The 12308-nt window shown below is 74.3% G+C and carries 13 protein-coding genes; 9 read left to right on the top strand and 4 right to left on the bottom strand.

The genetic code is table 11. The features are described from left to right. Positions 1-13 precede the first annotated feature (13 nt). Positions 14-850, bottom strand: coding sequence for a helix-turn-helix transcriptional regulator (locus U5640_RS17875; RefSeq protein ID WP_340376789.1), 837 nt, complete (start codon positions 848-850; stop codon positions 14-16). Between the two features lie 114 nt (positions 851-964). Here U5640_RS17875 and U5640_RS17870 point away from each other — a divergent pair, with 114 nt between their 5' ends. Then, the gene (locus U5640_RS17870) at positions 965-1570 is read left to right on the top strand and encodes an NAD(P)H-dependent oxidoreductase (protein ID WP_340376788.1); all 606 of its coding nucleotides are present in this window, start codon (positions 965-967) and stop codon (positions 1568-1570) included. Positions 1571-1575: 5 nt separating this feature from the next. On the opposite strand, the gene U5640_RS17865 is transcribed toward U5640_RS17870, so the two are convergent. Next, positions 1576-1863: a hypothetical protein gene (locus tag U5640_RS17865; RefSeq protein WP_340376787.1), complete on the bottom strand. Its 288-nt coding sequence runs from the start codon at positions 1861-1863 to the stop codon at positions 1576-1578. Positions 1864-2076: 213 nt separating this feature from the next. Here U5640_RS17865 and U5640_RS17860 point away from each other — a divergent pair, with 213 nt between their 5' ends. The 3 genes from U5640_RS17860 to U5640_RS17850 all read left to right on the top strand — a co-directional run bounded on the left by U5640_RS17860 (position 2077) and on the right by U5640_RS17850 (position 4794). Further along, on the top strand, positions 2077-2772 hold the full coding sequence (locus U5640_RS17860) for a PH domain-containing protein (RefSeq protein WP_340376786.1): 696 nt from the start codon (positions 2077-2079) through the stop codon (positions 2770-2772). 222 nt (positions 2773-2994) lie between these two features. Then, a complete protein-coding gene (locus U5640_RS17855; protein ID WP_340376785.1) occupies positions 2995-4395 on the top strand; it encodes a S41 family peptidase in 1401 nt (466 codons plus the stop codon). Between the two features lie 27 nt (positions 4396-4422). Next, on the top strand, positions 4423-4794 hold the full coding sequence (locus U5640_RS17850; protein ID WP_340376784.1) for a holo-ACP synthase: 372 nt from the start codon (positions 4423-4425) through the stop codon (positions 4792-4794). 113 nt (positions 4795-4907) lie between these two features. Here the strand turns inward: U5640_RS17850 and U5640_RS17845 are convergent, their stop codons facing one another. Next, positions 4908-5573: a DUF4097 family beta strand repeat-containing protein gene (locus tag U5640_RS17845; RefSeq protein ID WP_340376783.1), complete on the bottom strand. Its 666-nt coding sequence runs from the start codon at positions 5571-5573 to the stop codon at positions 4908-4910. A gap of 239 nt (positions 5574-5812) precedes the next feature. Between U5640_RS17845 and U5640_RS17840 the strand changes: the two genes are divergently transcribed. The 5 genes from U5640_RS17840 (at position 5813) to tsaE (ending at position 11647) form a co-directional block, all read left to right on the top strand. After that, a complete protein-coding gene (locus U5640_RS17840) occupies positions 5813-6580 on the top strand; it encodes a helix-turn-helix domain-containing protein (protein WP_340376782.1) in 768 nt (255 codons plus the stop codon). A gap of 47 nt (positions 6581-6627) precedes the next feature. Beyond that, positions 6628-8082, top strand: coding sequence for an NAD(P)H-hydrate dehydratase (locus U5640_RS17835; RefSeq protein WP_340376781.1), 1455 nt, complete (start codon positions 6628-6630; stop codon positions 8080-8082). Between the two features lie 527 nt (positions 8083-8609). Beyond that, complete coding sequence (alr, locus tag U5640_RS17830) at positions 8610-9776, top strand: alanine racemase (protein WP_340376780.1); 1167 nt, start codon at positions 8610-8612, stop codon at positions 9774-9776. A gap of 136 nt (positions 9777-9912) precedes the next feature. Continuing rightward, positions 9913-11169 carry an alpha/beta hydrolase gene (locus tag U5640_RS17825; protein WP_340376779.1) on the top strand — a complete coding sequence of 419 codons (1257 nt, stop codon included), beginning with the start codon at positions 9913-9915 and terminating at the stop codon, positions 11167-11169. Next, complete coding sequence (gene tsaE, locus U5640_RS17820; RefSeq protein WP_340376778.1) at positions 11135-11647, top strand: tRNA (adenosine(37)-N6)-threonylcarbamoyltransferase complex ATPase subunit type 1 TsaE; 513 nt, start codon at positions 11135-11137, stop codon at positions 11645-11647. The genes U5640_RS17825 and tsaE overlap by 35 nt, the downstream gene beginning before the upstream one ends. Positions 11648-12054: 407 nt before the next feature. On the opposite strand, the gene U5640_RS17815 is transcribed toward tsaE, so the two are convergent. After that, positions 12055-12234, bottom strand: coding sequence for a hypothetical protein (locus tag U5640_RS17815; RefSeq protein WP_340376777.1), 180 nt, complete (start codon positions 12232-12234; stop codon positions 12055-12057). Between the last annotated feature and the right edge of the window lie 74 nt (positions 12235-12308).

Raw genomic sequence — 12308 nt, 5'->3', positions numbered from 1 at the left:
CACCGCTTCGGGGTCACGAGACGGCTCTGAGCCCGTTCCGGGAGCGGTCGTCGAGCTGTTCGAGTGCCTGGGCGGTCTTTTCGTCCGCCGGGAGGAAGACCCTCATCTGCTGCGCGTCCGAGGAGATCTCCAGAGTCTCGCGGCGGAGACGGAGTTCGGGGCCGGAGGGGTGGTTCAGGCGGAGGGTCCCACGGGGCGGGACCCGATGGTGGTGCAGTCGGCGGGTGAACTCCGGGCCCGCCGACGGGGCCAGTTCCGTGGCGAACCACTCCGTGTTCTCCACGGACGGGCCGAGCCACAGATCGAAGGCCTGCTCGTCGGCCACGGCGTCCCAGTCGGCGAAGAACGCCCGGGCCCGGGGGTCCGTGAAGACATAGCGGGTGAGGTTCGGGGCGTCGCCGTCGAGCAGGCCCGTCCCCTCGGCCAGCTTCTCGAAGGCGCCGGTGCGGGCGAGAAGGTCGCCCAGGCGGTTGGTCACCACGGCGATGCCCGGTTCGAGGAGACGCAGGGTGTCCAGGACCGAGGCGCGCACCTCGCGGGGCGGGGGCGCCGGGCGGGTGTGCGAGGGGCAGGCGCCGCCTGTGATCTTCGCCAGGTAGCGCAGGTGCTCGCGTTCGGAGGGGGCGAGGCTCAGGCCGTCGGCGAGCGCGTTCACCACGGCCGGGGAGGGGTTGCGGTCACGGCCCTGCTCCAGCCGGGTCAGATACTCGACGCTGATACCGGCCCGGGCCGCCAAATCCGAGCGGCGCAACCCCGGCGAACGGCGGCGGCCGTGGTCCGGCAGCCCCAGCGACTCCGGCTGGATGCTGTCGCGTTTGGCCCGTACGAAGTCCCCCAGTGGTGTCCCCATGCCGTCGACCCTACGGCGCCCTCCCGCCGGTCGTGGAGGGCTCAGCCTGGCCCTGCGGGGGCCAGCCTCGGCGCGGTCTGGCTGCCGTACGGGGCGCGGCCGATCGTGGTGGACATGGAGAACCAGAACGAGAAGAAGCACAAGCTGGTCGTCGTCGTCGGGAGCGTCCGGGAAGGGCGGTTCGGGCCGGTCGTGGGGGCGTGGGTCGCCGAACAGGCGCGGACGCACGGCGGGTTCGAGGTCGACGTCGTCGATCTGGCCGACGTAGAGATCCCGTGGGAGCTGCCCGCCGCGTCGCCCAAGTTCGCCGGCGACGACTATCCCCGTCCGGCCGGGATGGCCGCCCTGACCTCGGCGCTGGAGGGCGCCGACGCGTTCGTCCTCGTCACACCGGAGTACAACCACAGCTATCCCGCGTCCCTGAAGGCCGCCATCGACTGGCACTTCACCCAGTGGACGGCCAAGCCCGTCGCCTTCGTCAGCTACGGCGGCGCGGCGGGCGGCCGGCACGCCGTGCTGCACCTGGAGAACGTGCTGACCGAACTGCACGCGGTGACGATCCGTGACGGTCTCGCCTTCCCGAACTACTTCACCGCGTGGGAGGACGGCCGACCCCTCGACACCGGGGCCGCCGGGTACGCCAAGACCCTCCTCGACCAGTTGGCCTGGTGGGCCTTCGCGCTCCGCTCGGCGCGGGAGGCCGTCCCGTATCCGGCGTGACCGGCTCAGGCCTGTCTGTGGCGGCGGGCCCGGTGGCGGGCCACCGTCAGGGCGGCCAACGGGAACCAGAAGATCCAGAAGCTGATCACGTCATGCCAGTTCGGGTTCTCGGCGCGCGCCTCGTGGGCGGTGAGGATCGCGCCGAGCGAGACCCAGACCGCGGACATCAGGGCGACCGACCGCAGGCCGAGAGCCGGGGCCCAGGAGGCCCAGAGCGACTTGATGCGCGGCCCGGCGGGAGGGCTCTGACGCTTGCGCGGCTGAGGGATCTGTTCGGGGTTCCTCGCCGGCATACCTCGTACGCATCCCCGCGACGCCGACGCTGCTGCAGCCGCTGGTGGCCACCGTGCCGTTGCAGGTGTTCGCCTGCGAGCTGGCGACGGCCCGGGGCAACGAGGTGGACCAGCCGCGCAACCTGGCGAAGTCGGTGACGGTCGAGTAGGCCTGCCGCGCACGTGCGGTGCGAGCCGGCAGCTGTAACCTGCCGCCGAGCGGGGGGAGCCGGGATGGGCGAGGGGATCGGGCGGGAGTACCGCAGACGGCGGACGGCGCCGGTGGTGTACGGCAGCCTGGTGGCCGCGACGGTGGTGGTCGGGGTGGGCCTGCTGCGGCTGACGGCGCCGGGCATCAGGCTCTCGGACCTCGTGACCCCGGCGTTCTGGGCCGTCATCGGCACCCGCGCGGCGCTGGAGCAATGGCGGGCGCGGACGTCCGTCACCGCCGAGGGCGTCACCGCACGCGGACCGCTGCGGACCCGCACCCGGGCCTGGTCCGAGATCTACGGCATCCGGGTCGAGGGCGGCCGACGCGGCGGCAGCCCTCGCTGGCCGGCGTACCTGTACGACACCCAAGGGCGCCGGATCCGGCTCTTCCAGCTCGACGAGCAACAGGTGGACGACCCGGTCGGCGAGGTCGCCGACCTGTCCGCCACCGCCGTACGGCTGGGGTACCTGGCCCCGCGGACGCGGTCCGAGCTGGAAGCGCTCATCGGGCGCAGGGCGCGGCGGCGCTCGGCCTTCGGGCGGGCGGTCGTCGGCTGCATGGTCGTCGCCGGCGCGGCGTTCGTCGTCTTCACCTGGCTGCTCTTCACCGACCGGCCGACGCACCCGTGGCTGCTGCTCCTGGGCCTCCCGCTGCTCTGCCTCGCCGTCCTCTTCCTGTTCCTGGACCGGCTGGGCGAGAGGCTCGCCGCGCGGCACTGACGGCGTTTCACGGCAGCAGGACGACCTTTCCCTCCGTAACGGGGACGGCCTGTCGGCTTGCCGCGCGCGCCGGCGCCGCGACGTGATCGCCCCGGAAGCCGCCGGTAGGCAGCGGGGGCTGGCCCCACCCCGGATCGACCGGACAGCCGGATGGCCGGGAGGACGCCGGGTCGGCGACGGTGGGGCTGTCCCGAGCAAGCCGCCCACAGAGAAGGCAAGATCGTGCGCATCCTCACGGCCACCGCCGTCGCGCTGGCCCTCGCCGGCCAAGCCGCGCCCGCCGCCCACGCCGCGCCCGCCGCCCACGCCCACGCCCAACAGCCGACCACCGACGGATTCTGGCGCGTGGACGGCTACGGCACGGTGTTATCCATCCGGAACGGAGCGTTCCAGGAGTACCAGACCACCGCCGTCAGCTGTACCGAGGGTGACTCCGCGCAGCGGACCGGTCCCGGCACCTACACCACGCCCGACGGCGTCGTCCTGACCGTGCGCGCCGAGGGGGACCGCGACCACGCCTCCCTGCGGGCGGACGCCTCCGTCGGCAGCCGGAACCTCCGGCGCATCCCGGCGCTGCCCGAGGCCTGCGCGCGCCCGACGGCCGAGGACCCCGTCGCGACCTTCGACGTCTTCTGGCAGACCTTCGAGGAGAACTACCCCTTCTTCGCGTCGAAGGGCGTCGACTGGCACAAGGTCCGCGACCGGTACCGTCCCCGCGTACACGCCGGGACGACGCGGGACGAGCTCTACGCCGTCCTCGGCGAGATGGTCGAGCCGCTCCACGACGCCCACGTCGTCGTCCAGGACGGCAACCGCATCTTCTCCCGGGTCCGCCCCGGCACCGTCGTGCCCACCGGGGAACTGGACGCCCGGGTCAAGAAGTTCATCGTGGAGCGCGACCTCGAGGACGCCCGGAACCTCCAGGACTTCGCCCACGGCCGGATCACCTACGCCGACCTCCCCGGCGGGCAGGGCTATCTGCGGATCTCCGGCTTCGGCGGGTACGCGGGCGACGACACTTCCTACGCCGCCCAGCTGGCCGAGCTCGACAGGGCACTCGAGACGGTCCTCGGCCGGGACCGCTCCCAGCGCCCGAAGGGCCTGATCATCGACCTGCGCATCAATGGCGGCGGCTCCGACGCCCTGGGGATCCACATCGCCCGGCGCCTCACCGACACCCCTTACCTCGCCTATGCCAAGCGGGCGCGCAACGACCCCGCCGACCCCACCCGGCACACCCGCCCGGAGCCCGTGTACGTCACGCCCGCCCAGGGCCCCCGTCACACCGGGCCGGTCGCCGTGCTGACCGGCGGCTCGACCTTCAGCGCGGGGGAGACCTTCACCCAGGCCCTCATGGGCCGGCCCGGCAGGACGGTCCGGATCGGGCAGCCCACACAGGGCGTCTTCTCGGACGTCATGGCACGCAAGCTCCCCAACGGCATGTCGGCCTGGCTGCCGAACGAGGAGTTCCTGACCCGGTCGGGCAGGACCTTCGACGGTACGGGCATTCCGCCGCACCTCACCGAGCCGGTCTTCACCAAGGAGGAGTTCGACAAGAAGAGGGACTCCGCCTTCGACAGGGCTGTGAACGTCCTGCGGGACCACGGCGGCACCACGAGCTGACCTGTGCCCCGCCCTAGAGTGCTCGGCATGAGCATCATCGGGGTCGGTATCGACGTGGCCGAGATCGAACGGTTCGCGGCGTCGCTGGAGCGGACGCCCGCGCTCGCCCGGCGGCTTTTCGTCGAGCGCGAGTTGCTGCTGCCGAGCGGGGAGCAGCGGGGGGTCGCCTCGCTGGCGGCACGGTTCGCGGCGAAGGAGGCGCTGGCCAAGGCGCTGGGGGCGCCGCCGGGGCTGCTGTGGACGGACGTCGAGGTGTTCGTGGAGGAGAGCGGGCAGCCGCGGCTGCGGGTGCGGGGGAGCGTGGCGGCCCGGGCGGCGGAGCTGGGGGTGCGGGGGTGGCATGTGTCGTTGAGCCATGACGCCGGGGTGGCCTCGGCCGTGGTGATCGCGGAGGGATAGCGCGGGGGACCGCCATGGTGGTCGTTCGTCATGGCGGCCGTTCGTCATGGCGGTCGGTGCCGAGCCTGTACCCGGTGGGCCCGGCGAACCGACCGTGCTCCGTGGGCCGTGGATCAGCCGGCGGCGGCGGTGATGTCGCCGTGGGAGGTGGTGGCGCGGATGTCGAGTGCGGCGGCGCCGTCGTTCTTGAGGGTGTTGCTGACCCGGCCGTGGCCGGTGCCGGCGTCCAGGACGGCCGAGACCCCGGCGGCCGCGGTCACCGAGATGTCGCCCGACCGGGTGCTCAGGACGACGGAGCCGCGTACGGCCTCGGCGATCCGGATGTCGCCCCGCGCGGTGCTGATCTCCGCGGGGCCGTTCAGGCGGCCGATCTCGACGTCGCCGTCGACCGCGGTGAGGCGGACCCCCGCGGCCTCGTCGATCTTGATCCGGCGGTACGCGCCCTCGAAGGCGATGTCGCCGAGCCGGCCCACGCCCCGGAGTTCGGCCGCGGCGGCCCTGCCCTCCACCCGGGAACCGGCGGGGAGCTGGACGGTCACCTCGACGGACCCGGCGTTGCCGAGGACCCGGTTCTTCGCGGGGGCGGCCTCGATCCGCAGGACGCCGTCGCCGTAGCCGACCTCGATCTCCTCCGCGGCCTTCACGTCGCGGCTCTTGGAGGGGTCCGCGGGCCGGACCTCGACGGTGGTGTCCGCGCGGTCGGCGGCGATGAACTGGATGCGGCCCGCGGGGACGTCGAGGATCGCGGAGACCGGGGCGGGGGTGTCGAACTTCTGCATGGTGTGCTCCTTGGCTGTGTCGTCGGTGTCGTCTCTGGGTTTCCGATGAGGGAAAAGCTACGTTGCGTTCATGAGTGCGGCAACATTGTCGTTGCGATGAATCATTATCAGTGCAGGTAGAGGCAGGTAAATCGTTGCAACGGTTGTGTATTCAATGCAACGGTTCCGGATCTTGTCGTTGCAATGAGTGAGGCGTGAAGGCTATGCTTCGGGTGGTACGGACCGCGAAGGAGGCCGCGATGCCGGGAGGCAGACTCACCCAGCAGGAGCGTCAGCAGATCGCGCTGGGGCTGGCCGACGGCCTCGCCTACGCGGAGATCGCCAGACGCCTGGACCGCCCGACCTCGACCGTCACGCGCGAGGTCCTGCGCAACGGCGGCCCCACCGGCTACCGCGCCGACCTCGCCCACCGCGCCGCCGAACACCGCGCCCACCGCCGCAGGCGCAGCGTCCCCCGGCCCGCGGACCGGCCCGCGCCGCCCCACGGGCGGGACGCCGAGGCCGTACGGGCGTACGAGGAGACATTCACGACGATCTTCATGCAGCAGGGTCTGCCCCGGATGGCGTCCGGGGTGCTGGCCTGCGTCTACACCACCGACGAGGGCAGCCTCACGGCGTCCGAACTCGTCCAGCGGCTCCAGGTCAGCCCGGCGTCCGTCTCCAAGGCGGTCGCGCTCCTGGAGAACATGGGCCTCATCCGCCGCGAGCGCGGGGAAGGCCGCCGCGAACGCTACGTCGTCGACACCGACGTCTGGTACCAGGGGATGATCGCCAGCGCCCGGTCCCACACCCAGCTCGCCGAGACCGCGCGCCGGGGTGTCAGCGTCCTCGGCCCCGACACGCCGGCCGCCGTGCGGCTGGAGAACATCGCCCGCTTCGTCGACTTCGTGGGCGAGAGCATGGTCCGCGCCGCCGAGCAGGCCCGCGACATCCTCTACGCGCAGGCCGGGACGGCCCGCGAGGACACGGCACCGGCCGACGCCGCCGAGCCCGGTCCCCCGCGCTGACGGGCAACGGGCGCGACACCCAAGGAGGTTGATGTGAGACTTGCGGCATGCGTACTGCCTTCTCTGTGGACACGGTCCGGAGCGCCGAGCGGGAGCTGATGGGGCGGCTGCCCGAAGGGGCGCTGATGCAGCGGGCCGCCGCCGGACTCGCCGTCGCCTGCGCGCAGGCGCTCGGGCGGGTGTCCGGACAGCGGGTCGTGCTCCTGGTGGGCAGCGGGGACAACGGCGGTGACGCCCTGTACGCCGGGGCGCGGCTGGCCCGGCGGGGAGCCGGGGTGAGCGCGGTGCTGCTCGCGCCCGACCGGGCGCACGGCGGGGGCCTCGCCGCGCTGCGGCGGGCCGGGGGCGCCGTGGTGGGGGTGGAGGCGGCCGAGGAGGTCGTCCTGCGGGCCGACCTCGTCGTGGACGGGATCGTCGGGATCGGGGGCAAGGGCGGGTTGCGGCCCGACGCGGCGGCGCTGGTCGAGGCCGCCGAGCGGTCGGGGGCCGTCGTCGTCGCCGTCGACCTGCCCAGCGGGGTGGAGGCGGACAGCGGGGAGGTGCGCGGGACCGCCGTACGGGCCGATGTGACGGTCACGTTCGGGACGCACAAGCCGGGGCTGCTGATCGACCCCGCGCGGGAGCACGCGGGCGTGGTGCGCCTCGTCGACATCGGGCTCGGGGACGTCCTGCCGGCGGGGGCCGAGCTGGAGGCGCTCCAGCACACGGACGTCGCCGCGCTGCTGCCCGAACCGGGGGGCGCGAGCGACAAGTACCGGCGGGGCGTGGTGGGCATCGCCGCCGGGTCCGCGCGCTACCCCGGGGCCGCCGTGCTGGCCGTCGCCGGGGCGCTGCGGGGCGGCGCGGGGGCCGTACGGTACGTCGGGCCCGCCGGGCAGGCCGTGCTCGCGCGGTTCCCCGAGACGCTGGTGTCGGACCGGGGGCCGCAGAAGGCGGGACGGGTCCAGGCGTGGGTGGTGGGGCCGGGCGCCGGGGAGGACGCCGCGACCGTCGCCGAGGTGCTGGCGACCGACGTGCCGGTGCTGCTGGACGCGGACGGCCTGCGGCTCGCGGAGCGGAAGGCGGTACGGGGGCGCGGCGCGCCGACCCTGATGACCCCGCACGCCGGGGAGGCCGCCGCGCTCCTGGGGGTGACCCGGGAGGAGGTCGAAGGGGCCCGGCTGGCCGCCGTACGGGAGCTGGCCGGGCGGTACGCGGCGACCGTGCTGCTGAAGGGGTCGACCACCCTGGTCGCGGACCCCGCGGCCCCGGGCGGCGGACCGGTGCGGGTGAACGCGACCGGCACGCCCTGGCTGGCCACGGCCGGAAGCGGGGACGTGCTGTCGGGGCTCGCCGGGTCACTGCTGGCGGCGGGGTTGTCGCCGCTGGACGCGGGCAGTGTCGCGGCGTATCTGCACGGACTCGCGGGCCGGCTGGCGGCGCGGGGCGCGCCGGTGGGGGCCCATGACGTGGCGGACGCGATCCCGGACGCGTGGCGGGATGTGCGGGACGGGGGGCGCTGAGCGGCACCTGGCGGCGACGGCGTCGCGGCACACGGCCGACGCGGCGGCGCTTCCGCACGGGCTCCCGGCAAGGTGCCTGGCGGCGGGGGACCGGGCCGGTGCCGCAGCGCTTCCGCAGGGGCTCCCGGCGCGGGGCGTCCCACCTCAGGGAGGTGGGACGTGGCGGACGCGATTCCGGACGGGTGGCGGGTGTGCGGGACGAGGGGGCGTCGAAAGGTACCTGGCGGCGGGGACGGAGGTGCGGCGGGTGTGGGACCGGGCCGGTGCCGCGGCGTCTCCGCACGGGCTTCCGGCAAGGCGCCCCGCCCGGCGGCGGGGTACCGGCCGGTGGCGCGGCATACCGCTCGGGCCGGCCACCGGCGCGGGTGCGCCCGTACGACCTGCCGGACGGGGCGGACGTGCCGGACGTGCCGGACGTGGCGGATGCGAGGGGCGTGGGACGTACGGCGTGCGGCGGCGAAAGGCGGGCGGGTCGGTGCGGCCCGGCACTCCGGTGCTCCGCGGGGCCTCTGAGACACTGGGCGGCGATGAGTGAGAACGCCGTGACCCCTTCCGCCCCGCCGCGCGCCCGTGCCGAGATAGACCTGGGCGCGCTGCGGGCCAATGTGCGGACCCTGCGCGCCAAGGCGCCGGGGGCCGCGTTCATGGCGGTGGTCAAGGCCGACGGGTACGGGCACGGCGCCCTCGCCTGCGCCCGCGCCGCCGTGGAGGCGGGGGCCGGGTGGGTGGGGACCGCCACCCCCGAGGAGGCGCTCGCCCTGCGCCGGTCCGGGGCGCTGCCGGCCGACGTCAGGATCATGTGCTGGCTCTGGACGCCCGGAGGGCCCTGGCGGGAGGCCGTCGAGGCCGATCTCGACGTGTCCCTGAGCGGGTTGTGGGCCCTGGAGGAGGTCGTGCTCGCCGCGCACGCCGCGGGCAGGCCCGCGCGGGTGCAGCTCAAGGCCGACACCGGCCTCGGCCGCAACGGCTGCCAGCCGGGCGAGGACTGGGAACGGCTCGTCGCCGCCGCGCTGGAGGCCGAGGAGGGCGGGCTGCTGCGGATCACCGGGCTGTGGTCGCACTTCGCCTGCGCCGACGAGCCCGGGCACCCGTCCGTCGCCGCCCAGCTCGCGCTGTTCCGGGAGATGGTCGCGCACGCCGAGGCACGGGGCGTACGGCCCGAGGTGCGGCACATCGCCAACTCGCCCGCCACGCTCACCGTCCCCGAGAGCCACTTCGACCTGGTCCGGCCGGGCGTCGCGATGTACGGCCTGTCGCCCAGCCCCCAGCTCGGCTCGGCCGCCGACCTCGGGCTGCGCCCGGTGATGACGCTGGCCGCCTCGCTGGCGCTGGTCAAGCAGGTGCCGGGCGGACACGGCGTCAGCTACGGGCACCACTACGTGACCCCCGGCACGACCACCCTCGGCCTGGTGCCGCTGGGGTACGCCGACGGCATCCCCCGGCACGCCTCCGGCACCGGACCCGTCCTCGTGGCCGGCAAGTGGCGCACGGTCGCCGGGCGGATCGCCATGGACCAGTTCGTCGTCGATCTCGGCGGGGACGAGCCGGGCGCCGGCGCGGAGGCCGTGCTGTTCGGGCCGGGCGACCGCGGCGAGCCCACCGCCGAGGACTGGGCGCAGGCGGCCGGAACCATCGGGTACGAAATCGTCACGCGCATCGGAACACGCGTTCCACGCGTCTATGTGAACGAGTGACGAAGCGGGTAACCCGCGGGTAGGACATTGCTTCGGCAGCTTCCGACAGCCGTGACACAGGCTGCGGGCACGCTGTGGACGAGCACCGTGTAAGCACCTTGTTGGACGAGCACCTTGTGGACTGGAGGAGCGGTACGTGAGCGAGAGCAGTGCGGAGGCAGTGGCGGACGCCGCCTCGGCGGCCGTCGCCGTCGTCTCCGCCACGGGGGCGGCCGGGGGCTGGCGCCGGGCGACCGGTATCGCCGGCGCCGCGATAGGCGTGATCGCCGCGGGCGCCGCGGCGGGGGTCGCCATCGAGCGGATGACCGTGGGCCGCGGGATGCGGGCCAAGGCCCGGCTCGCCCTGGACTCGGCGGGGCCGTACGGCGGACTGCGCGGCACCCCCGGCAAGGCGATCGCGGACGACGGCACCGAGCTGTACTACGAGGTCGACGACGTCGAGCCGCAGGGCGGGCCCGCGGGGCGGCGGCGCCGGCTGTTCGGGCGCAAGGCGCCCCTTCCGGTCACCGTCGTCTTCAGCCACGGCTACTGCCTCACACAGGACTCCTGGCACTTCCAGCGGGCGGCGCTGCGCGGGGTCGTCCGGACCGTGCACTGGGACCAGCGCAGCCACGGCCGGTCCGCGCGCGGGGCGGACCAGCTCCGGGACGGCGTACCGCTCACCATCGACCAGCTCGGGCGGGACCTGCGGGCCGTGATCGACGCGGCCGTGCCCGAGGGGCCGATCGTGCTGGTCGGGCACTCCATGGGCGGGATGACCATGATGGCGCTGGCCGCTCAGTACCCGGAGTTCCTGAGCGAGCGGGTGGTCGCCACCGCCTTCGTGGGGACCTCCTCCGGCCGGCTCGGCGAGGTCAACTTCGGGCTGCCGGTCGCCGGGGTCAACGCCGTACGGCGGGTGCTCCCCGGGGTGCTCAAGGCGCTCGGGCAGCAGGCCGCGCTGGTGGAGAAGGGGCGGCGGGCCACCGCCGATCTGTTCGGGGGGATCATCAAGCGGTACTCGTTCGCCTCGAAGGACGTCGATCCGGCCGTCGCCCGGTTCGCCGAGCGGATGATCGAGGGGACGCCGATCGATGTCGTCGCCGAGTTCTACCCGGCCTTCACCGAGCACGACAAGATCGAGGCGCTCGGGCTGTTCACCGCCATGCCGGTGCTCGTGCTGGCGGGCATCGGGGACCTCGTCACACCCAGCGAGCACAGCGAGGCGATCGCCGACCTGCTGCCCGAGGCCGAACTCGTGCTCGTCCCGGACGCCGGGCACCTCGTGATGCTGGAACACCCGGAAGTGGTCACCGACCGCCTCGCCGACCTCCTCACCCGCGCGGGTGCCGTCCCGGCAGGGGCTACCGTGGGGGGCTATGGAAGCACCAGCGGCACCGCGCAACCCGGCTGAGATCGAGCTGACCGTCACCTCCCCCGAACAGATGCGGGAGTTGGGCCGCCGACTGGCCAAGCTGCTGCGGGCCGGCGACCTCGCGATGCTCAGCGGGGAGCTCGGCGCGGGCAAGACGACCCTCACCCGGGGGCTGGGGGAGGGGCTCGGGGTGCGCGGGGCCGTGACCTCGCCGACCTTCGTGATCGCCCGCGTCCACCCCTCCCTCGGGGACGGGCCGCCGCTCGTCCACGTCGACGCCTACCGCCTCGGCGGCGGGCTCGACGAGATGGAGGACCTCGACCTCGACGTGTCCCTGCCCGAGTCCGTGATCGTCGTGGAGTGGGGCGAGGGCAAGGTCGAGGAGCTGACCGACGAACGGCTCCAGGTCCGCATCCACCGGGCCGTCGGCGACACCACGGACGAGGTGCGCCAGGTGACCGTCACCGGCCTCGGCGCCCGCTGGACGAGCACCGACCTCAGCGTCCTCGCGACCTGAGCCCCGCTCGCGGCCCGGGCGTGTTACGCCCGCTGAGCCGTGCCGGCCGACCTGAGTGTGCCTCGCTTCCTGAGTCGTGCCGGCCGACCCGGCCGTACACCCATGCTGAGCGTCCTCGCGACCTGGGTGTTGCCTCGCACGCTGAGCTGTGCTCGGCCGACCCGGGCGTACACCCATGCTGAGCGTGCTCGCCTGGCTGGGCGGCACCCATGCTGTGCCGTGCTCGCGACCCGGGCGTGCCCGGCCCGCTGTGCCGTGCTCGCGACCCGGGCGTGCCCGGCCCGCTGTGCCGTGCTCGCGGCCCGGGCGTGCTCCGCCCGCTGTGCCGTGCTCGCGGCCCGGGCGTGCTCCGCCCGCTGTGCCGTGCTCGCGGCCCCAGCCGGGTCAGGCGCGCGCGACCCCTCGGGTCAGGCCGCCCGCGGGTGCTCCGTGGGCTCTCCCGTGCCGGCCGGGTCGGGCAGGCGCGGGGGTGTCGAGACGGCCTCGGCCGCGGCGCACGACGAGAGCAGCTCGCGCATGGACACCCCGGCGAGCGTGAACGGCCGGGGCGGCCTGGCCTCGGTGGTCTGGGGCTCGTCGGCCGGCATGGCACCTCCCGGGGACAGGGGGCTGGTTAGGTAGACCTAACCAGCCCTGGGATACCATGTGACCACGCACAAGA

The sequence above is a fragment of the Streptomyces sp. SS7 genome (assembly GCF_037993025.1).
Classification (GTDB): domain Bacteria; phylum Actinomycetota; class Actinomycetes; order Streptomycetales; family Streptomycetaceae; genus Streptomyces.
The sequence above is the reverse complement of the archived record's forward strand: the minus strand, read 5'-3'. Positions and strand labels throughout refer to the sequence as shown.